Source organism: Delftia deserti (genome assembly GCF_042653485.1).
GTDB classification, from domain to species: domain Bacteria; phylum Pseudomonadota; class Gammaproteobacteria; order Burkholderiales; family Burkholderiaceae_C; genus Comamonas; species Comamonas acidovorans.
In genome coordinates, this window is the sequence record NZ_JBHSIH010000001.1 from 3,274,137 (window position 1) to 3,293,342 (window position 19,206).

Annotated in this window: 25 protein-coding genes and 1 tRNA gene; 1 reads left to right on the plus strand and 25 read right to left on the minus strand. The window is 62.5% G+C overall.

Features of this window, described 5'->3' with window-relative positions; genetic code table 11:
* Positions 1–6: 6 nt before the first annotated feature.
* Positions 7–1,512 (minus strand): DASS family sodium-coupled anion symporter, encoded by a 1,506-nt coding sequence (locus ACFPFG_RS15820; RefSeq protein WP_380107362.1) that lies wholly within the window; start codon positions 1,510–1,512, stop codon positions 7–9.
* Positions 1,513–1,806: 294 nt separating this feature from the next.
* On the opposite strand from ACFPFG_RS15820, the gene ACFPFG_RS15825 reads away from it, so the two are divergent.
* Complete coding sequence (locus tag ACFPFG_RS15825) at positions 1,807–2,124, plus strand: hypothetical protein (RefSeq protein ID WP_183017351.1); 318 nt, start codon at positions 1,807–1,809, stop codon at positions 2,122–2,124.
* A gap of 81 nt (positions 2,125–2,205) precedes the next feature.
* On the opposite strand, the gene ACFPFG_RS15830 is transcribed toward ACFPFG_RS15825, so the two are convergent.
* The 24 genes from ACFPFG_RS15830 to ACFPFG_RS15945 form a co-directional block, all read right to left on the minus strand.
* A tRNA-Met gene (locus ACFPFG_RS15830) sits at positions 2,206–2,282 on the minus strand.
* A gap of 21 nt (positions 2,283–2,303) precedes the next feature.
* The gene (rplQ, locus tag ACFPFG_RS15835; protein WP_012202979.1) at positions 2,304–2,696 is read right to left on the minus strand and encodes a 50S ribosomal protein L17; all 393 of its coding nucleotides are present in this window, start codon (positions 2,694–2,696) and stop codon (positions 2,304–2,306) included.
* A 186-nt stretch (positions 2,697–2,882) separates the two neighbouring features.
* Positions 2,883–3,881, minus strand: coding sequence for a DNA-directed RNA polymerase subunit alpha (locus ACFPFG_RS15840; RefSeq protein WP_012202978.1), 999 nt, complete (start codon positions 3,879–3,881; stop codon positions 2,883–2,885).
* Between the two features lie 112 nt (positions 3,882–3,993).
* The gene (gene rpsD, locus ACFPFG_RS15845) at positions 3,994–4,617 is read right to left on the minus strand and encodes a 30S ribosomal protein S4 (RefSeq protein WP_012202977.1); all 624 of its coding nucleotides are present in this window, start codon (positions 4,615–4,617) and stop codon (positions 3,994–3,996) included.
* Positions 4,618–4,707: 90 nt separating this feature from the next.
* Positions 4,708–5,112: a 30S ribosomal protein S11 gene (gene rpsK / locus ACFPFG_RS15850; RefSeq protein ID WP_012202976.1), complete on the minus strand. Its 405-nt coding sequence runs from the start codon at positions 5,110–5,112 to the stop codon at positions 4,708–4,710.
* An 18-nt stretch (positions 5,113–5,130) separates the two neighbouring features.
* Complete coding sequence (rpsM, locus tag ACFPFG_RS15855) at positions 5,131–5,496, minus strand: 30S ribosomal protein S13 (RefSeq protein ID WP_012202975.1); 366 nt, start codon at positions 5,494–5,496, stop codon at positions 5,131–5,133.
* Between the two features lie 22 nt (positions 5,497–5,518).
* On the minus strand, positions 5,519–5,632 hold the full coding sequence (rpmJ, locus tag ACFPFG_RS15860) for a 50S ribosomal protein L36 (protein WP_003050535.1): 114 nt from the start codon (positions 5,630–5,632) through the stop codon (positions 5,519–5,521).
* A 132-nt stretch (positions 5,633–5,764) separates the two neighbouring features.
* Positions 5,765–7,084, minus strand: coding sequence for a preprotein translocase subunit SecY (gene secY / locus ACFPFG_RS15865; RefSeq protein ID WP_012202974.1), 1,320 nt, complete (start codon positions 7,082–7,084; stop codon positions 5,765–5,767).
* 24 nt (positions 7,085–7,108) lie between these two features.
* Positions 7,109–7,540 carry a 50S ribosomal protein L15 gene (gene rplO, locus ACFPFG_RS15870; RefSeq protein ID WP_012202973.1) on the minus strand — a complete coding sequence of 144 codons (432 nt, stop codon included), beginning with the start codon at positions 7,538–7,540 and terminating at the stop codon, positions 7,109–7,111.
* Between the two features lie 11 nt (positions 7,541–7,551).
* The gene (gene rpmD / locus ACFPFG_RS15875) at positions 7,552–7,734 is read right to left on the minus strand and encodes a 50S ribosomal protein L30 (protein ID WP_012202972.1); all 183 of its coding nucleotides are present in this window, start codon (positions 7,732–7,734) and stop codon (positions 7,552–7,554) included.
* A 14-nt stretch (positions 7,735–7,748) separates the two neighbouring features.
* Positions 7,749–8,270, minus strand: coding sequence for a 30S ribosomal protein S5 (gene rpsE / locus ACFPFG_RS15880; RefSeq protein ID WP_183017336.1), 522 nt, complete (start codon positions 8,268–8,270; stop codon positions 7,749–7,751).
* A gap of 15 nt (positions 8,271–8,285) precedes the next feature.
* Positions 8,286–8,651 (minus strand): 50S ribosomal protein L18, encoded by a 366-nt coding sequence (gene rplR, locus ACFPFG_RS15885; protein WP_012202970.1) that lies wholly within the window; start codon positions 8,649–8,651, stop codon positions 8,286–8,288.
* A gap of 11 nt (positions 8,652–8,662) precedes the next feature.
* Positions 8,663–9,196 (minus strand): 50S ribosomal protein L6, encoded by a 534-nt coding sequence (gene rplF, locus ACFPFG_RS15890; protein WP_013804444.1) that lies wholly within the window; start codon positions 9,194–9,196, stop codon positions 8,663–8,665.
* A gap of 24 nt (positions 9,197–9,220) precedes the next feature.
* A complete protein-coding gene (gene rpsH / locus ACFPFG_RS15895; protein ID WP_012202968.1) occupies positions 9,221–9,616 on the minus strand; it encodes a 30S ribosomal protein S8 in 396 nt (131 codons plus the stop codon).
* Positions 9,617–9,636: 20 nt separating this feature from the next.
* Positions 9,637–9,942: a 30S ribosomal protein S14 gene (rpsN, locus tag ACFPFG_RS15900; protein ID WP_012202967.1), complete on the minus strand. Its 306-nt coding sequence runs from the start codon at positions 9,940–9,942 to the stop codon at positions 9,637–9,639.
* Between the two features lie 8 nt (positions 9,943–9,950).
* On the minus strand, positions 9,951–10,490 hold the full coding sequence (gene rplE, locus ACFPFG_RS15905; RefSeq protein ID WP_012202966.1) for a 50S ribosomal protein L5: 540 nt from the start codon (positions 10,488–10,490) through the stop codon (positions 9,951–9,953).
* Positions 10,491–10,500: 10 nt separating this feature from the next.
* The gene (gene rplX, locus ACFPFG_RS15910) at positions 10,501–10,821 is read right to left on the minus strand and encodes a 50S ribosomal protein L24 (RefSeq protein ID WP_012202965.1); all 321 of its coding nucleotides are present in this window, start codon (positions 10,819–10,821) and stop codon (positions 10,501–10,503) included.
* A gap of 10 nt (positions 10,822–10,831) precedes the next feature.
* Positions 10,832–11,200, minus strand: a complete 369-nt coding sequence (gene rplN, locus ACFPFG_RS15915; RefSeq protein ID WP_012202964.1) for a 50S ribosomal protein L14 — start codon at positions 11,198–11,200, stop codon at positions 10,832–10,834.
* 683 nt (positions 11,201–11,883) lie between these two features.
* Positions 11,884–13,473, minus strand: coding sequence for a glycerol-3-phosphate dehydrogenase/oxidase (locus ACFPFG_RS15920; RefSeq protein ID WP_183017335.1), 1,590 nt, complete (start codon positions 13,471–13,473; stop codon positions 11,884–11,886).
* Positions 13,474–13,816: 343 nt separating this feature from the next.
* Positions 13,817–15,550: an ABC transporter substrate-binding protein gene (locus tag ACFPFG_RS15925; protein ID WP_012202962.1), complete on the minus strand. Its 1,734-nt coding sequence runs from the start codon at positions 15,548–15,550 to the stop codon at positions 13,817–13,819.
* Between the two features lie 251 nt (positions 15,551–15,801).
* Positions 15,802–16,110: a DUF2160 domain-containing protein gene (locus tag ACFPFG_RS15930; protein ID WP_043820414.1), complete on the minus strand. Its 309-nt coding sequence runs from the start codon at positions 16,108–16,110 to the stop codon at positions 15,802–15,804.
* A gap of 160 nt (positions 16,111–16,270) precedes the next feature.
* On the minus strand, positions 16,271–17,083 hold the full coding sequence (locus ACFPFG_RS15935) for a carbohydrate ABC transporter permease (protein WP_183017334.1): 813 nt from the start codon (positions 17,081–17,083) through the stop codon (positions 16,271–16,273).
* Positions 17,076–17,969: a carbohydrate ABC transporter permease gene (locus tag ACFPFG_RS15940; RefSeq protein ID WP_183017333.1), complete on the minus strand. Its 894-nt coding sequence runs from the start codon at positions 17,967–17,969 to the stop codon at positions 17,076–17,078. Before ACFPFG_RS15940 ends, ACFPFG_RS15935 begins: the two co-directional genes overlap by 8 nt.
* Positions 17,970–18,125: 156 nt before the next feature.
* Positions 18,126–19,205 carry an ABC transporter ATP-binding protein gene (locus ACFPFG_RS15945; protein WP_197953789.1) on the minus strand — a complete coding sequence of 360 codons (1,080 nt, stop codon included), beginning with the start codon at positions 19,203–19,205 and terminating at the stop codon, positions 18,126–18,128.
* Position 19,206: the final 1 nt, after the last annotated feature.

Here is a 19,206-nt window from a genome sequence, read left to right on the forward strand (position 1 = left end):
ACGCCCTCACCACAGGCCCAGCAGCTTCCACCAGGCACTGCCGACCACGGCAAAGATCAGCAGCTCGATCACGCACATGGCCGCACCCACGCGCCACCAGTTGCCCAGCGTGACATAGCCGCTGCCGAAGATGATGGGCGAGGTGCCGGTGGCGTAGTGGGTCAGCGTCATCATGATGGCCGAGCCGGCCGTCATCATCAGCATGAAGGGCACGACATAGTCGGCCGGAATCAGCTGCGCGCCCACGGTCAGGAAGGCCAGCATCATCGCGCTGATGTGGGCCGTGGTGCTGGCGAACAGGTAGTGCGAGAACACGAACACGCCCACCAGGATGGCCGCCACCGACAGCCAGTCCAGGCCGCTGGCGACGATGGCGTTCTTCATTCCCACGGCAAACCAGGACACCACGCCGAGCTTGTTGAGCTGCTCGGCCAGCATGACCAGGGCGCCGAACCAGACCAGGGTGTCCCAGGCGCTCTTCTCGGACAGCACATCATCCCAGTCGATGGTGCCGGTGATGATCAGCACGAACAGGCCCAGGAAGGCCACCACGGTCGGGTCCAGCACGAAGGCCGGGCCGAACAGCATCTGCGGCACGTTGGCCCACAGCAGCAGCATCAGGCCGAAGGTGCCCAGCATCACGCGCTCCTTGCCCGACAGCGGCCCCATGCGCGCCATCTCGCTGCGTGCATATTCCACGGCGTTGGGGGTGGCCTTGAGCTCGGGCGGCGACAGCAGATAGATCACCAGCGGCATCAGCAGCAGGCACAGCAGGCCCGGCAGCAGCATGTACAGCGCCCAGGTGGTCCAGCTCAGGTGCAGGGCCTGGCCCGTGGCCTTGGCCACGAAATCCACCACCAGCGGGTTGGGCGCGGTGGCGGTCAGGAACATGGCCGAGGTGATGGGGTTGGCGTGGTAGTTGACCAGGGCCAGGTAGGTGCCCACCTTGCCCTGCGTGCCCCTGGCCGGGTCCGACTCGAAGGCATTGGCGATGGATTTCATGATCGGGTGCACGATGCCGCCGCCGCGCGCCGTGTTGCTGGGGGTGAACGGTGCCAGCACCAGCTCGCAGATCGCCAGGCCGTAGCCGATGCCGATGGTGCGCTTGCCCAGCAGGGCGATGAACATCAGGCCGATGCGGCTGCCCAGCCCCGTCTTCTTGAGGCCGCGCGAGATCAGGATGGCCACCACGATCAGCCAGATCAGCGGGCTGGAAAAGCTGCTCAGCGCATCGGTGATGGCACCCTTGGACGAGCCGGAGGTGACCTGGGACAGCGAGACGATGACGATGGCCATCAAGGCCATCACGCCAATGGGCATGACCTTGAGGATGATGGCCACGATGGTGGTCAGGAAAATGGCGACCAGCTGCCAGCCCTTGGGCGTCAGCCCCTCGGGCACGGGCACCAGCAGCAGGCCGAACAGCACGGCGGTGGCGATCAGTGCCGGCACCAGCCGGAACGGCACGGCCGCCTTGAAATAGCGGAACAGCGAGGCGATCTTCTCGAGCATGTGGATCCTTTGCGTTGCCGGAGCGGCGCCGAGAGAGCATGGCCTGCCGGGAGCAAAAGCCCACCAGCCTGCACGGGCACTGGCGGCCGCGCCGCATGACTGACATCATGATGCAGTGCAGCATGAGCCCGGCTTCCGGCGGGCGCCTGCGCCACCGAAGTTTGACAGGCATCAAGGCCGCGCCAGTAAACCTGGCAACCCAGGCCACCGAGCCCCACCCACATGACAGCATCCCCGGACCGGGTGTCTTTCGCCCCGGTGTACCCATGCAGTGAAAAAAGGAGAAAAGCCGACATGCCAGCCAACCGATTCTTGCCCGAGGAATGGGAATGCCGGCTCCAGGAAATCGACCTGGAGATCGCCCGCCACGCCGTCATCTGCAAGATCCCGCTGCTGCAGGCCGGCGTGGTGGAGCGCGTGCTGGCCAATGACGCCAGCGTCTGCGGCGCCGAGCACGATGCCGCATTCAAGACCCTGCGAGGCCTTCTGTGCATGCACTACACCGAGCTGCTGCACATCAGCGAAGTGCTCAGCCCCGAGGTCGCCCAGGAAATCGCCCACCGCGTGCGCCTGCGGCTGGGCCAGCGCATCGGCAACCAGCTGGGCGGCTGATGCCGGGCTGTCAGCCTGGCCTTTGCCCTGGCGCGAGGGCATGAAAAAAGGGCTACGACACTGTCGTAGCCCTTTTCAATTTGGTTGCGCGAGAAGGATTTGAACCTCCGACCTTTGGGTTATGAGCCCAACGAGCTACCAGACTGCTCCATCGCGCGGTATTCCAAAATTATAGCAGATTATTCAGCTGCCTTGGCTTCGGCGGCGCCTTCTTCAGCGCGCTCGACCAGTTCCACGAAGGCCATGGGGGCGTTGTCGCCCACGCGGAAGCCCATCTTCAGGATACGGGTGTAGCCACCAGGACGCTTGGCGAAGCGGGGGCCCAGCTCGTTGAAGAGCTTGGTCACGCTGTCGCGGTCGCGCAGGCGGTCGAATGCCAGACGGCGGTTGGCAACGGTGTCGACCTTGGCCAGGGTGATCATGGGCTCGATCACGCGGCGCAGTTCCTTGGCCTTGGGAACGGTGGTCTTGATGGCTTCGTGCTCGATGAGCGAATTCATCATGTTCTTCAGCATCGCCAGGCGGTGCGAAGAGGTGCGATTGAGTTTGCGGAGGCCGTGACCGTGACGCATGGTGCTTTATTCCTAAAATATGTAATTAGGGCTTGCGCAAACAAGGATGCAAGCCCGGACCCGTTACCGGATCTGCAGCTTGCCTCAACCGAATTTGCGCAAGTTGTTGATTAATTCGGGCAGCCGTATCAGGTACTGCCCGAGGCACTGAGGCTCTCCAAAAAGGAGAGCCCGCAATTATAGCGCTTAGCGCTTTTCCAGGCCGGCAGGCGGCCAGTTCTCGAGCTTCATGCCCAGCGTCAGACCGCGGGAAGCCAGGACTTCCTTGATCTCGTTGAGCGACTTGCGACCCAGGTTGGGGGTCTTGAGCAGCTCGTTTTCGGTACGCTGGATCAGGTCGCCGATGTAGTAGATGTTCTCTGCCTTGAGGCAGTTGGCCGAACGCACGGTGAGTTCCAGCTCGTCCACGGGACGCAGCAAGATGGGATCAAAGGCGGTTGCGGCACCACGGCCACCGGCCGGAGCATCGAAGACGCTGGCGATATCGCCGCCGTCCAGCTGAGCGAACACGGCAAGCTGTTCTACCAGGATCTTGGCGGAGGCGCGCACGGCGTCCTCGGCAGTGATCGCACCATTGGTTTCGATCTCCACCACCAGCTTGTCGAGGTCGGTGCGTTGTTCAACGCGGGCCGATTCGACGGCGTAGCTCACGCGCTTGACGGGCGAGAACGAAGCGTCCAGCACAATGCGGCCGATCGACTTCGTGGACTCGTCGCCATAGCGGCGCACGTTGCCGGGCACATAGCCGCGGCCCTTCTCCACCTTGATCTGCATGTCCAGCTTGCCGCCTTGCGACAGGTTGGCGATGACATGATCAGGGTTGATGATTTCCACGTCGTGGGGCGTCTGGATGTCGCGCGCCGTCACGACGCCTTCGCCATCCTTGCGCAGGGAGAGCGTGACCTCATCGCGGTTGTGCAGCTTGAACACCACACCCTTGAGGTTCAGCAGGATGTTGACCACATCTTCCTGGACACCGTCGATGGACGAGTACTCGTGCAGCACACCAGCAATCGTCACTTCCGTCGCTGCGTAACCCACCATGGACGAGAGCAGGACACGGCGCAGGGCATTGCCCAGCGTATGGCCGTAGCCACGCTCAAACGGCTCCAGAACAACTTTGGCGCGATTGTGGCCAAGCTGCTCGACATTGATCGTCTTGGGCTTCAGCAAATTGGTTTGCATGCAGACTTCCTCTCAATACCCCCGGCTCGTTACACCGGTAAGGCTGGTGAAGCACCCCAGCGCGATGCCTCGCGGCTGGGGGACGGTTTTACAGAAATGTCGCTGCGCGGAATTAACGCGAGTACAACTCAACGATCAGGGATTCGTTGATGTCTGCACCGAACTCGTCGCGGTCAGGCGACTTCTTGAACGTGCCTTCAGCCTTGTCGGCAGACACTTCCACCCATGCGGGGAAACCGACTTGACCAGCCAGTTGCAGGGCTTCGACGATACGAGCCTGCTTCTTGGACTTTTCACGCACGGCGACCACGTCACCCACCTTCACCATGTAGGAAGGGATGTTGACGGATTGGCCGTTGACCGTGATGGCCTTGTGCGACACCAGCTGACGCGCTTCCGAGCGGGTCGAGCCGAAGCCCATGCGGTACACCACGTTGTCCAGACGCGACTCCAGCAGCGACAGCAGATTGGCACCGGTGTTGCCCTTCTTCTTGTCGGCGGCTTCGAAGTAGCGGCGGAATTGCTTTTCCAGCACGCCGTACATGCGCTTGACCTTCTGCTTTTCACGCAGCTGCAGGCCGAAGTCGGAAGTACGCTGACCGGAAGTGCGGCCGTGCTGGCCGGGCTTGGTGTCGAACTTGGACTTGTCGGCGATCGAGCGACGTGCGCTCTTCAGGAACAGGTCAGTGCCTTCACGGCGGGAGAGTTTGGCCTTGGGGCCGATATAGCGTGCCACTTGATTTCCTTTGTGTCATCTGCCGTGCACAAGCACGGGAGCCGCCCGCGATGTTACACATCTGGGCGGCGGTGGGCTTGGTGAAAAAGCTTAGATACGACGGCGCTTTTGAGGGCGGCAGCCGTTGTGGGGAACCGGCGTCACGTCCGCGATGGAAGTGATGCGGATGCCCAGGGCGCCCAGGGCGCGAACCGAGGATTCACGGCCGGGACCGGGACCCTTGATTTCGACGTCCAGGTTCTTGATGCCCTGTTCGATGGCAGCACGACCAGCCACTTCCGAAGCCACCTGGGCAGCGAAGGGAGTCGACTTGCGCGAACCCTTGAAGCCCTGGCCACCCGACGAGGCCCACGACAGAGCGTTGCCCTGGCGGTCGGTGATGGTGATGATCGTGTTGTTGAACGAAGCGTGCACGTGGGCAATGCCGTCCGAAATGTTCTTACGGACTTTCTTGCGAACGCGCTGTGCAGCGTTGTTTGCGGGAGACTTAGCCATAGTGATCTTTCAATCTCTTTATTTCTTCAAAGCCGCGGCACCCTTGCGCGGACCCTTGCGGGTACGTGCATTCGTGCGGGTACGCTGACCACGCATGGGCAGGCCACGACGATGACGGAAACCGCGATAGCAACCGATGTCCATCAAACGCTTGATGTTCATCGTTGTTTCGCGACGCAGATCACCTTCCAGGGTCAGGGAAGTCAGCTGATCACGGATCTTTTCCAGATCACCGTCAGTCAGTTCCTTGATTTTCTTGGAATATGCGATGCCAGCGGCTTCGCAGATCTTGCGTGCAGTGGTGCGACCGATCCCATAGATAGCGGTCAGGCCGATTTCAGCGTGCTGATGCGGCGGGATGTTAATGCCAGCGATACGTGCCATTATTCGTCCTCAAACTTTCCTATCAACCCTGGCGCTGCTTGTGGCGCTGGTCCGTGCAGATCACTCGCACCACACCTTTGCGGCGGATGATCTTGCAGTTACGGCAGATTTTTTTGACCGAAGCCGAAACTCTCATTTCATTCTCCTAAAACTCTACATCCGTTACGGCCTATCGACCGGGAAACATGCCCGCGATGGATAGATCGAATGGGCGTCTACTAACTCTTACTGGACCCGCCGGCACCGCCGGCCAGGCCCATCACTTAGTTCAATTGCCAAGTGTCGCTTTGAAGTTCGCCTTTTTGAGGAGCGATTCGTACTGTTGCGACATCATGTAGTTCTGCACCTGGGCCATGAAGTCCATGGTCACCACCACAATAATCAGCAGTGATGTACCACCGAAGTAGAACGGAACGTTGTACTTCAGGATCAGGAACTCGGGCAACAAGCACACGAATGTGATGTACACCGCGCCAGCCAGGGTCAGGCGAACCAGGATCTTGTCAATGTAGCGGGCCGTCTGGTCACCGGGACGGATCCCGGGGATGAAGGCACCACTCTTCTTCAGGTTGTCGGCGGTTTCCCGGCTGTTGAACACCAGGGCCGTGTAGAAGAAGCAGAAGAAGATGATGGCGGTGGCGTAGAGCATCACATAGATCGGCTGACCGGGGGTCAGCGTGCTAGCAATGTCCTTCAGCCAGCGCATGGATTCCCCTGCACTGAACCAGTTCACAACGGTCGCCGGCAGCAAGATGATCGAGGAAGCGAAGATGGGAGGAATGACCCCCGCCATGTTCAGCTTCAGCGGCAAGTGCGAAGACTGACCACCATACACCTTGTTACCCACCTGACGACGCGCATAGTTCACCAGGATCTTGCGCTGTCCCCGCTCGACAAACACGACGAAGTACGTCACGGCTGCCACCACGAGAACGATGAAGATCGCGGCCAGGATGCTCATGGCACCGGTGCGCACCAGCTCCAGCAGACCACCGATGGAGCTCGGCAGACCTGCGGCGATACCTCCAAAGATGAGGATCGAGATGCCGTTGCCCAGACCACGTTCAGTGATCTGTTCACCGAGCCACATCAGGAACATGGTGCCGGCCGTCAGGCTGACCACCGCCGTGAGGCGGAAGCCGAAGCCAGGGCTCAGAACCAGACCTGCGGAGCTTTCCAGAGCCACGGCAATTCCCAGGGACTGAAAAATCGCCAGGCCCAACGTGCCGTAGCGGGTGTACTGGGTGATCTTGCGACGACCCGATTCACCTTCTTTTTTCAGCTGCTCGAATGTAGGGACCACGTAGGTCATGAGCTGCATGATGATCGATGCCGAGATGTACGGCATGATCCCCAGTGCGAACACCGTGAAGCGCGAGAGCGCCCCACCCGAGAACATGTTGAACAGATTGAGAATGCCGCCCTGCTGGCCATTGAACAGCTGCTGCAGCTGCGCTGGATCGATGCCCGGCACGGGGATATGCGCCCCGATGCGGTAAACGACCAGCGCGAGCAACAGAAAAACCAGACGGCGGCGAAGATCGCCGAATTTTCCGGTTTTTGCAATTTGAGCTGCGCTAGTAGCCACGGATGTCTTCTTTCAGATCATTAATCAGGCGATGCTGCCGCCGGCAGCTTCGATGGCAGCCTTGGCGCCGGCGGTAGCGCCGATGCCGTTGAGCTTGACAGCCTTGCTGATTTCACCGCTCTTGATGATCTTGACCACCTTTGCGATTTCACCAACCAGACCGGCTTGCTTCAGAGCTGCCAGATCGACTTCGGCCAGGCCCAGCTGTTCCAGAGCGGACAGGGTCACTTCTGCATTGAACTTCAGCAGATGCGACTTGAAGCCACGCTTGGGCAGACGGCGCTGCAGAGGCATTTGACCGCCTTCGAAGCCCACCTTGTGGTAGCCACCCGAACGCGACTTCTGACCCTTGTGACCACGGCCGGCAGTCTTGCCCAGGCCGGAGCCGATGCCGCGACCGACACGGCGCTTGGCGTGCTTGGAGCCCTCTGCAGGCTTGATGCTATTGAGTTCCATCATCAATCCTTTCAGAGAACTTTGACCAGGTAGCTGATCTTGTTGATCATGCCGCGCACGGCAGGCGTGTCCTGCAGTTCGCTGATGCTGTTCAGCTTGCGCAGGCCCAGGCCACGGACAGTGGCGCGGTGCGATTCCTTGGTGCCAATGGGGCTGCGCACCAGTTGCACCTTCACGGTTTGTTGCGTTGTCATGTGATTGACTCCGATCAGGCGGTGAAGATGTCTTCAACCGACTTGCCGCGCTTGGCTGCCACTTCCGAAGGGGTCGTGGAGTTCTTCAGAGCGTCAAAAGTCGCGCGGACCATGTTGTAGGGATTCGACGAACCATGGCTCTTGGCCACGATGTCGGTGATGCCCAGCACTTCGAAGACGGCGCGCATCGGGCCGCCGGCGATGATGCCGGTACCCTTGGGAGCGGGGTTCAGCATCACGGATGCTGCGCCATGCTGACCCATCACGGTGTGATGGATCGTGCCGTGCTTCAGGGACACCTTGATCATGTTGCGACGGGATTCTTCCATCGCCTTTTGCACGGCTGCAGGCACTTCCTTGGACTTGCCCTTGCCCATGCCAACGCGGCCATCACCATCGCCAACCACGGTCAGTGCAGCGAAGCCGAGGATACGACCGCCCTTCACAACCTTGGTGACGCGGTTCACCGCGATCATTTTTTCGCGCAGACCGTCGTCACGACCTTCGTCTTGCACCTTGGGAGAAAACTTTGCCATTTCTATCCGCTCCGCTTAGAACTGCAGGCCGGCTTCACGAGCGGCTTCTGCCAAAGCCTTCACGCGGCCGTGGTATGCGAAACCAGCGCGATCGAAAGCCACTTTCTCCACGCCGGCAGCCTTGGCCTTCTCGGCAATGCGCTTGCCAATCAGCGTAGCGGCAGCCACGTTGCCACCCTTGCCGATGGCGCCCAGTTGGGTGCGCACTTCGGCTTCGGCGGTGGAGGCCGAAGCCAGCACCTTGGTGCCGTCTTCCGACACCACGCTTGCGTAGATGTGGAGGTTCGTACGGTTCACGCTCAGACGTGCCACGCCTTGCTGTGCAATGCGGATGCGGGTCTGGCGGGCACGACGGAGACGCTGCTCTTTCTTGGTCAACATAATGCAGCTCCTTACTTCTTCTTGGTCTCTTTGATCACGACCTTCTCATCCGAGTAACGGATGCCCTTGCCCTTGTAGGGCTCGGGAGGACGAACGGCACGGATCTCAGCAGCCATTTGGCCAACGGCCTGGCGGTCAGCACCCTTGACCAAGATTTCGGTCGGTGTGGGGGTGGTGACAGTGATGCCGGCCGGCATTTCGAAGTTCACCGGGTGCGAAAAGCCGATCGCGAGGTTCAGCTTGGAGCCCGAGGCCGAAGCCTTGAAACCCACGCCAACCAGCGACAGCTTCTTCTCGAAGCCCTTGCTCACGCCCACCACCATGTTGTTCACCAGCTGACGCATGGTGCCGCTCATGGCGTTGGCTTCGCGCGAGTCATTGACGGGCTCGAAAGACAGCTTGCCTTCGTTGTTGGAGATCTTCACCAGAACGTTCTGGGCTTGCGACAGCGTGCCGCCGGTGCCCTTCACATTGATCTGGTCGTCTTTGATGGACACATCCACGCCTGCGGGGATGGCCACGGGAGTCTTTGCTACGCGAGACATTTCAGTATTTCTCCTTAATGTCCGTTAGGCCACGTAGCACAGCACTTCGCCGCCCACGCCAGTGGCGCGCGCCTTGCGATCCGTCATCACGCCCTTGGGAGTGGTGACGATGGCAACGCCCATGCCGTTCATGACCTGGGGGATTGCGTCACGGCCCTTGTACACGCGCAGGCCGGGACGGCTCACGCGCTCGATGCGCTCGATCACCGGACGGCCGGCGTAGTACTTCAGGGTAATTTCGAGTTCGGACTTGCCAGCGTCGGTCTTCACTTGGAAGCCGTCGATATAGCCTTCATCCTTCAGCACCTGGGCGATGGCAACCTTGACCTTGGAGGAAGGAGCCGTCACGGTGGTCTTGGAGACCATTTGTGCATTGCGGATGCGGGTCAGCAAGTCAGCGATGGGATCACTCATGCTCATGTTTAATCTCTCCTGCTTGCTTACCAGCTGGCCTTGGTGACACCGGGGATGTCGCCAGCGAAGGCCAGTTCACGGATCTTGGCGCGGCCCAGACCGAATTGACGGAAGGTGCCACGGGGACGACCCGTGATCTCGCAGCGGTTGCGCTGACGAGTGGGGTTCGCGTTACGGGGCAGCTTCTGCAGGCCCAGGCGAGCGGCGTCGCGCTCTTCGTCGCTGCGCTTTGCGTCAGCGGCGATTGCCTTCAGTTCTGCGTATTTGGCAGCGTACTTGGCTGCCAGCTTTTCGCGCTTGAGTTCGCGCTGGATCAATGCAACTTTAGCCATGCGCCACCTCAGTTCTTGAAGGGGAAACGGAAAGCGGCGAGCAGTGCCTTGCACTCATCGTCGGTCCGAGCTGTCGTCGTGATGCTGATGTTCAGACCACGCAGAGCGTCCACCTTGTCGTACTCGATTTCGGGGAAGATGATCTGTTCCTTGACGCCGACGTTGTAGTTGCCGCGACCGTCGAAAGAACGGCCGGAGATACCACGGAAGTCACGCACGCGGGGCAGAGCCACGGTGACGAAACGGTCCAGGAATTCATACATCTGAACGCCACGCAGGGTCACCATGCAGCCAATGGCCTGGCCTTCACGGATCTTGAAGCCGGCGATAGCCTTCTTGGCCTTGGTCACCACGGGCTTCTGACCGGCAATCTTGGTCAGGTCAGCCACGGCGTTGTCCATCACCTTCTTGTCGGCCACGGCTTCGCTCACACCCATGTTCAGGGTGATCTTGGTCAGACGGGGCACTTCCATGGAGGAGGTGTAGCCGAACTTTTCCTTGAGTTCAGCCGCGATCTTTTCGCGATACAGTTTTTGCAGTCGTGCCATGTGTTACCCCTTAGGCCGCCTTGATTTCGGCGCCGCTGGACTTGAACACGCGAACGCGTGTGCCGTCGGCCTGCACCTTGATGCCCACGCGATCAGCCTTGCCGGTCGCTGCATTGAAGATGGCCACGTTGGATTGGTGGATAGGCATGGCCTTTTCCACGATACCGCCAGTGGTGCCCTTCATGGGGTTCGGCTTGACGTGCTTCTTCACCATGTTGATGCCATCGATCAACAGGTGGGAGTCGTCCTTGCGAGCCGAGACCACGCCTTGCTTGCCCTTGTCACGGCCGGTCAGCACGATGATTTGGTCGCCCTTGCGAATCTTGTTCATGGTGCTTCCTTTAGAGAACTTCAGGTGCCAGGGACACGATCTTCATGAACTTTTCGTTGCGCAGTTCACGAGTCACGGGGCCAAAGATGCGGGTGCCGATAGGCTCCAGCTTGGCGTTCAGCAGCACGGCGGCATTGCCGTCGAACTTGACGAGCGAGCCATCGGCACGGCGAATACCCTTCGCCGTACGCACCACGACCGCGCTGTAGACCTCGCCTTTTTTGACGCGTCCACGCGGTGCAGCTTCCTTGATGGTCACCTTGATGATGTCACCAACACTCGCATAGCGACGATGAGAACCGCCCAGCACTTTGATGCACTGAACAGACTTCGCGCCGGTGTTGTCGGCAACCTCTAACCGAGATTCTGTTTGGATCATTTCAATATTCCCAACTTGCTCCAGCAAACACTCGACAGCCCCAGAGTCTTCTCAAGGGCCGCGAGCAGCCAGTCAGTCTTGGGCCCGTCGTCCACGCCGAAAACCATTTCTCGGCGCTTCCACTGGGCAGATAACTTCACGATTTTCACGTGAAGCATGGGATTGTCCCAGAAATTCCTTTGCGCGTCAAACCCTTAGCGCCTTTTTCCACCCCTGGCCAGCAGCGTTGCGCAGCGCCCACAAGGGCGCTACCAACCCAGGAGCAGCCTCAACCTCCTGAACGCCACATGCCGCCGGAGACGCCCATAAAAAAGCCGAGCCACGCGGGCTCGGCAAAGGGTGGCAGACTCAACGCAATTGTTGGCTGCGGACTGGCCGCGCTGACTGCGACGGCACGGATCGCGCAGCGGCTTGGAGCCACCGCGACTGGCTTGGGCACAGCCCCTGCCATGCGGAAAACGGACTTTCAGGCGCTTTCTTCATCGTTCCCCCTCCCTCGTCAGCCTTGTGCTGGCTGCTGTTCGCCGGCACTGGAGCACGGTGCCATGAGCAGCATTCTCATCCATAAAAACAATCGATCGCACATATTCATAATTTTTAATAATCATGCTTTGCGCAAGTGCCTGCCGCAGAAAGCAAAACGCCCTGCGGTTGCAGGGCGTTTTGCCTGGAAATGGACGGGATCAGGCAGGCAGGTACTGCGCCGCCAGCGCCATGAAGTCCGCCAGGCCGGCGTCCTGTCCCAGCTCCTCCTGGAGGATGGCAGCCACGCGCGGCGCCACTTCGGCAGCCTTGCGCGCATCCAGGAACAGCAGGCGGCTGCGGCGCGCCAGCACGTCTTCCACGGTGCGCGCGTATTCGAAGCGCGCGGCAAAGCGCACCATGGCTTCGTTCAGGCCGTCTGCCAGCCATTCGTCGTTGCCCGGCAACGCCTCCACCGCCGAGGCTTCCGTGCCATAGGAGTGCAGGCCCTGGATCTGGTTCATGCGGTGGTGCACGGCGGCCTCGGCCGGGGCGCCGGCCAGCGGCAGGCGGGCCGTGACGCCACCGGGTCGGTGCGGCAGGCGGCCGATGGCAAAGCACTCGGAGAGCACGTCTTCGGCCATGGCGCGGTAGGTGGTCCATTTGCCGCCCGTGACGGTGACCAGGCCGGTGCGGCTGGACATGACCGTGTGCTCGCGGCTGATCTTCTTGGTGTTCTCGCCGTCGTCGTCCTGGGGCTTGACCAGCGGGCGCAGGCCGACCCACATGCTGCGCACGTCGGCCAGCGTGGGCTGGCGCGTGAGGTAGCGTCCGGCCTCGGTGAGGATGAAGTCCAGCTCCTCGGGGAACGGCAGGGGCTCGCGTGCCAGGTCGTTGCGCGGGGTGTCGGTGGTGCCCAGGATGACCTTGCCCAGCCAGGGCACGGCAAAGAGCACGCGGCCATCGGCCGTCTTGGGCACGAGCAGGGCGTGATCGCTGGGCAGGAAGTCGCGGTCCACGACCACGTGCACGCCCTGGCTGGGCGCGACCATGGGCTTGACGGGACGGCCCTGGGCCTCGGCATCCTGCTGGCGGAACAGGTCCACCCAGGGGCCGGTGGCGTTGACCACGCACTTGGCGCGCAGCGTGAAGCGCCGGCCCGATTCCGTGTCTTCGCAGACCAGGCCGGCGACCTTGCCGCCTTCATGCAGCAGTTCAAGCGCGGGGCAGTAGTTGACCAGCAGCGCGCCCTTGGCGGCGGCCGTGCGTGCCAGCGCCAGCGCCAGGCGGGCATCGTCGAACTGGCCGTCCCAGTATTTGACGCCGCCCTTGAGGCCTTGCTGGCGCACGGTGGGCAGGCACTTGACGGTGCTGGAGCGCGAGAGGAATTCGGTGGCGCCCAGGCCTGCCTTGCCGGCCAGCGCGTCATACATCTTGAGGCCGATGCCGTAGAACGGCGTGTCCAGCAGCTTGTACGACGGCATGACGAAGGCCAGCGGCTGCGCCAGGTGGGGCGCGTTGTGCAGCAGCGTGGTGCGCTCGTGCAGGGCTTCGCGCACCAGGGCGATGTTGCCCTGGGCCAGGTAACGCACGCCACCATGGACCAGCTTGGTTGCACGCGAGGACGTGCCCTTGGCGAAGTCATGCGACTCCACCAGCACGACCTTGAACCCGCGCGCCGCCGCGTCCAGGGCCACGCCCAGGCCGGTGGCACCGCCGCCGATGATGGCCAGATCGTAGGTTTCAGGCTGGGCCAGGCGTTCCAGCAGGGCGGCGCGGCCGGTGGGCAGAGGGGAAGCAGCGAGGGACATGGATCTTCGACGAAGGAATGTGGGGCAAGTTAACAGGGCGCCATGTAGCCGCCATGTCAGCACCCGGGACGCCACGCCTGCGCCCAATGCGAAGGGGACGGAATCGGGTTTTCCGCTATTTTCGCTCGTTTTTGTATTTTTTTCTTCGCTATCTTTCGTTTCGTGTTTTTTGCGACCCAGGACGCCCAACGATGGACTGTGGTGCCAGCTCAGGGTATTGCGCCCAAAGCCGACGCGGCCCAACTCAGGGACGCCGAGCAAGAGCCGCCTCGCGGCGAGGGCGTCGTCCCCCTCCCGCGAAGCGAGAGAGGGGGAAGGCGCGTCAGCGCCTCAGGGGGTGCTTTTACCGAACTTTTCCGTTTTTCCAGGCATTGAGCAGCGTGTCATACGCAATCGTCTCGCCCTTGGGCTTTTCATTGGCCAGCTTCTTCCAAGGCGCCTGCTTGTCGCTGAGCCACTTGGCCGGATCGCCCTTGGGGTTGAGCTTGGGCGCGCAGTGCGCCATGCCGGCACGCTGCAGGCGGGACATGACCTGGTCCATTTCCTCGGCCAGGTTGTCCATGGCGCCCTGGGGCGTCTTCTCGCCGGTGACGGCCTGGGCCACGTTCTTCCACCACAGCTGGGCCAGCTTGGGGTAGTCGGGCACGTTGTTGCCGGTGGGCGTCCAGGCCACGCGGGCAGGGCTGCGGTAGAACTCGACCAGGCCGCCGAGCTTGGGCGCCATGTCGGTCATGGCCTTGGAGCGGATGTCGCTTTCGCGGATGGGCGTCAGGCCGACGATGGTCTTCTTGAGGCTGGTGGTCTTGGCGGTGACGAACTGCGCGTAGAGCCAGGCGGCGGCCGTGCGGTTGGCGTCATGGTCCTTGAAGAAGGTCCAGCTGCCCACGTCCTGGTAGCCGTTTTGCATGCCGTCCTTCCAGTACGGGCCGTTGGGGCCGGGCGCCATGCGCCATTTGGGCGTGCCGTCGGCATTGACCACGGGCAGGCCGGGCTTGGTCATGTCGGCCGTGAAGGCGGTGTACCAGAAGATCTGCTGCGCGATATGGCCCTGGGCCGGCACGGGGCCGGACTCGCCGAAGGTCATGCCCATGGCTTCCTTGGGCGCGTATTTCTTCATCCAGTCCACGTACTTGGTGAGCGCGAACACGGCGGCCGGCGAGTTGGTGGCGCCGCCGCGCGAGACCGAGGCGCCCACGGGCGTGCACTTGTCGTCGGCCACGCGGATGCCCCATTCATCGACGGGCATGCCGTTGGGAATGCCCTTGTCGGCCGCGCCGGCCATGGACAGCCAGGCATCGGTGAAGCGCCAGCCCAGCGACGGGTCCTTCTTGCCGTAGTCCATGTGGCCGTAGATGGGCTTGCCGTCGATCTGCTTGACGTCGTTGGTGAAGAACTCGGCGATGTCCTCGTAGGCGCTCCAGTTCAGCGGCACGCCCAGCTCGTAGCCGTACTTGGCCTTGAACTTGTCCTTGAGGTCCTTGCGCTCGAACAGGTCGGCGCGGAACCAGTAGAGGTTGGCGAACTGCTGGTCGGGCAGTTGGTAGAGCTTGCCGTCGGGCGCGGTGGTGAAGCTGGTGCCGATGAAGTCCTTGATGTCCAGGCCCGGATTGGTGAAGTCCTTGCCGGCGCCGGCCATGTAGTCGGTCAGGCTCATGATGCGGCCGTAGCGGTAGTGCGTGCCGATCAGGTCGGAGTCGGAGATCCAGCCGTCATAGATGGACTTGCCCGACTGCATCGAGGTCTGCAGCTTCTCGACCACGTCGCCTTCCTGGATCAGGTCGTGCTTGACGGTGATGCCCGTGATCTCGGTGAAGGCCTTGGCCAGCGTCTTGCTCTCGTACTCGTGCGTGGTGATGGTCTCGGAGACCACGGCGATCTCCTTGACGCCCTTGGCCTGCAGCTTCTTGGCCGCCTCGATGAACCACTTCATCTCGGCCATCTGCTGGTCCTTGGACAGCGTGCTGGGCTGGAACTCCGCGTCGATCCACTTCTTGGCTTCCGCCTCTCCGGCCCAGGACGCCTGCCCCGCCGCCAGCAGGGCCGCCGCGAGGGCGATGGTATGAAGTCGTTGTTTCATCTGCCGTCTCCTAGATTCTTGCTGTCTCCCCGACATGCACATGCACCAGCGGGCCCCGGGGGAGCTTCGGACCCGGCTGTTGAGAAAAGCTTCAAATATTCATGGCGCTGCGAATAGAGCAGGCATGTCCCAAGCGAGGGACAGCGAGCAAGGGCCGCCCCGCAGCGAGGCTGTCGTGCCCCTCCCGCGAAGCGAGAGAGGGCGCCGTGCACACGGGGGAAGGCGCGCAGCGACTCAGGGGGTGCTTCATTTCAGCCTTTGCGCATGACCACGGCCAGCACGAGCATGGACAGCACCAGGCTGATCCATACCGAAGGCTCGGCCTCCAGCGAGAACCACTGCACCATCCTCTCGCCCAGGCCCACCCAGGCCAGATTGACATAGGCCGCCAGCAGCAGCCCGATGAACAGCCGGTCCCCGCGCGTCGTCGCCATCGGCAGCCAGCCCTTGCGCATCACGGTCGGGCTGCGCAACTCCCACAGCGTCATGCCCACCAGCATCAGCACGATGCAACTGAAGAACACCGCCACCGGCAGCGTCCAGGCCATCCAGGAAAACATTGACGAGTCCTTTCAGAAACAAAAACCACTGCCCGTCGAAACTGGCGCGGCCCCAAGCGAGGGACAGCGAGCAAGGGCCGCCCCGCCGCGAGGCTGTCGTCCCCCTCCCCCGCGAAGCGGGTAGAGAGGGGGAAGGCGCGCAAGCGACTCAGGGGGTGCCTCACACTCTCCCCATGGCGAATCCCTTGGCGATGTAATGCCGCACGAACCAGATCACGATGGCGCCCGGCACGATGGTCAGCACGCCGGCCGCAGCCAGCGTCGCCCAGTCCATGCCCGAGGCCGAGACGGTGCGCGTCATGGTCGCCACGATGGGCTTGGCGTTCACGCTGGTCAGCGTGCGCGCCAGCAGCAGCTCCACCCAGCTGAACATGAAGCAGAAGAAGGCCGCCACGCCCACGCCGGCCTTGATCAGCGGCAGGAAGATGGTGAGGAAAAAGCGCGGGAAGGAGTAGCCGTCGATATAGGCCGTCTCGTCGATCTCGCGCGGGATGCCGCTCATGAAGCCTTCCAGGATCCAGACGGCCAGCGGCACGTTGAACAGCAGGTGCGCCAGGGCCACGGCGATGTGCGTGTCCATCAGGCCCACCGTGGTGTAGAGCTGGAAGAAGGGCAGCAGGAAGACGGCCGGCGGCGTCATGCGGTTGGTCAGCAGCCAGAAGAACACATGCTTGTCGCCCAGGAACTGGTAGCGCGAGAACGCATAGGCCGCCGGCAGCGCCACCGTGAGCGAGATCACGGTGTTGATGGCCACGTAGATCAGGCTGTTGATGTAGCCCGAGTACCAGGAGGCGTCGGTGAAGATGGTTTGGTAGTTGGCCCAGGTGAAATGCTGGGGCCACAGCGAGAAGCTGGACAGGATCTCCTCGTTGGTCTTGAAGCTCATGTTGACCATCCAGTAGATGGGCAGCACGGCGAACAGCAGGTAGGCGACGAGGAAGAGCGTGCGCTTGTGGAAACGGCGTTCAGTCATGGCCGGCTCCTTCTTTGTCTGCCGTACCCACGCGCTGCATCCAGTTGTAGAGGATGAAGCACAGCAGCAGGATGATGAGGAAATAGATCAGCGAGAAGGCAGCCGCCGGCCCGAGGTCGAACTGGCCCACGGCCTTTTGCGTGAGGTACTGCGACAGGAAGGTGGTCGCATTGCCGGGCCCGCCGCCCGTGAGCACGAAGGGTTCGGTGTAGATCATGAAGCTGTCCATGAAGCGCAGCAGCACGGCAATCATCAGCACGCCGCGCATCTTGGGCAGCTGGATGTAGCGGAACACCGCGAACTTGCTGGCGCCGTCGATGCGCGCGGCCTGGTAGTAGGCGTCGGGAATGGAGCGCAGGCCCGCGTAGCACAGCAGGGCCACCAGCGGCGTCCAGTGCCAGACATCCATGACCAGCACGGTGAGCCAGGCATGGGTGGCATTGCCCGTGTAGTTGTAGTCCACGCCCAGCGCGTTGAGCGCCGCGCCCAGCAGTCCGATGTCGGCGCGGCCGTAGATCTGCCAGATGGTGCCGACCACGTTCCAAGGAATCAGCAGCGACAGCGAGACCACGACCAGCACGGCCGAAGCCTTCCAGCCCTGGGCCGGCATGGAAAGCGCCAGCGCGATGCCCAGCGGGATCTCCACCAGCAGCACGGCCAGCGAAAAGCCGATCTGGCGCAGCAGGGCCGAGTGCAGTTCCTCGTCGCGCATGACCTGGGCAAACCATTCCGTGCCCACGAACACGCGCCGGTCGGGACTGATGATGTCCTGCACCGAGTAGTTCACCACCGTCATCAGCGGGATGATGGCCGAGAAGGCCACGCAGATGATGACCGGCAGGATCAGCAGCCAGGCCTTCTGGTTGACGGGCTTGATTGAACTCATCTCAGGCACCCCTCACGCTAATGCACAAACCGCGGCCTACGAGACCGGAGCTACCCAGCTCAGGGACACCGAGCAAGGGTCGCCCCGCCGCAAGGGTGTCGTCCCCCTCCCGCGTCGCGAGAGAGGGGGAAGCGGCGCAGCCGCTCAGGGGGAGCCTCATACCAGCTCCTCGTTGACGTAGTAGCAGGTGTGGGGGCCCTGCAATTGCACCCAGACGGTCTCGCCCACGGCCGGCAGCGCGGCATCGGCGCCGCAGCGCAGCTTGAGCAGCCGCTCGCCCAGGCGCGCCACCAGCAACTGGTGCGTGCCCACGTCCTGCACGCGCTCCACCGTGCAGGCCACGGCGCCGGGCGCGTCGGCCGAGGCCAGTGCCAGGTACTCGGGACGTATGCCCAGGCTCAGGGGCAGGCCGGGCGCCACGCTGGCCAGTGCGGCGGGCAGGGGCAGGTACTGGCCCTCGGCCAGCAGGCGGCCGCCGTCCTGCTGCAACGGCACGAAGTTCATGCCCGGCGAGCCGATGAAGTGGCCGACGAAGGCGTGGCTGGGCCGCTCGAAAAGCTGGGCGGGCGTGCCCACCTGCACGGCGCGCCCGCGCGTCATGACCACAACGTGCTCGGCAAAGGTCAGGGCCTCCACCTGGTCGTGCGTCACATAGATCAGCGTGAGGCGCAGTTCATGGTGGATCTGCTTGAGCTTGCGGCGCAGCTGCCACTTGAGCTGGGGGTCGATCACCGTGAGCGGCTCGTCGAACAGCACGGCCGAGACATCGGGCCGCACCAGGCCCCGGCCCAGCGAGATCTTCTGCTTGGCATCGGCCGACAGGCCGGCTGCGCGCTGGTCGAGCTGGCCGCTCATCTCCAGCATCTCGGCGATCTGGCCGACCCGCGCGCGGATGCGCTCCTCGGGCATGCGGCGGTTCTTCAGCGGAAAGGCCAGGTTCTCGGCCACGGTCATGGTGTCGTAGATCACCGGGAACTGGAACACCTGGGCGATGTTGCGTTCCTGGGGCGTGGCGCGCGTCATGTCGCGGCCGTCGAACAGCACCTTGCCCTGCGAGGGCACCAGCAGGCCCGACATGATGTTGAGCATGGTGGTCTTGCCGCAGCCCGAGGGGCCGAGCAGCGCATAGGCGCCGCCGTCCTCGAAGACCATGCTCAGCGGCAGCAGCGCGTAGTCGCTGTCCTGCTGCGGGTTCGGCTTGTAGGAGTGGGCCAGATCGAGTTCTATGCGGGCCATC

Bases quoted from the DNA above. Each gene is read 5' to 3' on its own strand.
- ACFPFG_RS15820 (WP_380107362.1), bottom strand. From the start codon at position 1,512: ATGCTCGAGAAGATCGCCTCGCTGTTCCGCTATTTCAAGGCGGCCGTG.
- ACFPFG_RS15825 (WP_183017351.1), top strand. From the start codon at position 1,807: ATGCCAGCCAACCGATTCTTGCCCGAGGAATGGGAATGCCGGCTCCAG.
- rplQ (WP_012202979.1), bottom strand. From the start codon at position 2,696: ATGCGTCACGGTCACGGCCTCCGCAAACTCAATCGCACCTCTTCGCAC.
- ACFPFG_RS15840 (WP_012202978.1), bottom strand. From the start codon at position 3,881: ATGCAAACCAATTTGCTGAAGCCCAAGACGATCAATGTCGAGCAGCTT.
- rpsK (WP_012202976.1), bottom strand. From the start codon at position 5,112: ATGGCTAAGTCTCCCGCAAACAACGCTGCACAGCGCGTTCGCAAGAAA.
- rpsM (WP_012202975.1), bottom strand. From the start codon at position 5,496: ATGGCACGTATCGCTGGCATTAACATCCCGCCGCATCAGCACGCTGAA.
- rpmJ (WP_003050535.1), bottom strand. From the start codon at position 5,632: ATGAGAGTTTCGGCTTCGGTCAAAAAAATCTGCCGTAACTGCAAGATC.
- rplO (WP_012202973.1), bottom strand. From the start codon at position 7,540: ATGGAACTCAATAGCATCAAGCCTGCAGAGGGCTCCAAGCACGCCAAG.
- rpmD (WP_012202972.1), bottom strand. From the start codon at position 7,734: ATGACAACGCAACAAACCGTGAAGGTGCAACTGGTGCGCAGCCCCATT.
- rpsE (WP_183017336.1), bottom strand. From the start codon at position 8,270: ATGGCAAAGTTTTCTCCCAAGGTGCAAGACGAAGGTCGTGACGACGGT.
- rplR (WP_012202970.1), bottom strand. From the start codon at position 8,651: ATGTTGACCAAGAAAGAGCAGCGTCTCCGTCGTGCCCGCCAGACCCGC.
- rplF (WP_013804444.1), bottom strand. From the start codon at position 9,196: ATGTCTCGCGTAGCAAAGACTCCCGTGGCCATCCCCGCAGGCGTGGAT.
- rpsH (WP_012202968.1), bottom strand. From the start codon at position 9,616: ATGAGCATGAGTGATCCCATCGCTGACTTGCTGACCCGCATCCGCAAT.
- rpsN (WP_012202967.1), bottom strand. From the start codon at position 9,942: ATGGCTAAAGTTGCATTGATCCAGCGCGAACTCAAGCGCGAAAAGCTG.
- rplE (WP_012202966.1), bottom strand. From the start codon at position 10,490: ATGGCACGACTGCAAAAACTGTATCGCGAAAAGATCGCGGCTGAACTC.
- rplX (WP_012202965.1), bottom strand. From the start codon at position 10,821: ATGAACAAGATTCGCAAGGGCGACCAAATCATCGTGCTGACCGGCCGT.
- rplN (WP_012202964.1), bottom strand. From the start codon at position 11,200: ATGATCCAAACAGAATCTCGGTTAGAGGTTGCCGACAACACCGGCGCG.
- ACFPFG_RS15920 (WP_183017335.1), bottom strand. From the start codon at position 13,473: ATGTCCCTCGCTGCTTCCCCTCTGCCCACCGGCCGCGCCGCCCTGCTG.
- ACFPFG_RS15925 (WP_012202962.1), bottom strand. From the start codon at position 15,550: ATGAAACAACGACTTCATACCATCGCCCTCGCGGCGGCCCTGCTGGCG.
- ACFPFG_RS15930 (WP_043820414.1), bottom strand. From the start codon at position 16,110: ATGTTTTCCTGGATGGCCTGGACGCTGCCGGTGGCGGTGTTCTTCAGT.
- ACFPFG_RS15935 (WP_183017334.1), bottom strand. From the start codon at position 17,083: ATGACTGAACGCCGTTTCCACAAGCGCACGCTCTTCCTCGTCGCCTAC.
- ACFPFG_RS15940 (WP_183017333.1), bottom strand. From the start codon at position 17,969: ATGAGTTCAATCAAGCCCGTCAACCAGAAGGCCTGGCTGCTGATCCTG.
- ACFPFG_RS15945 (WP_197953789.1), bottom strand. From the start codon at position 19,205: ATGGCCCGCATAGAACTCGATCTGGCCCACTCCTACAAGCCGAACCCG.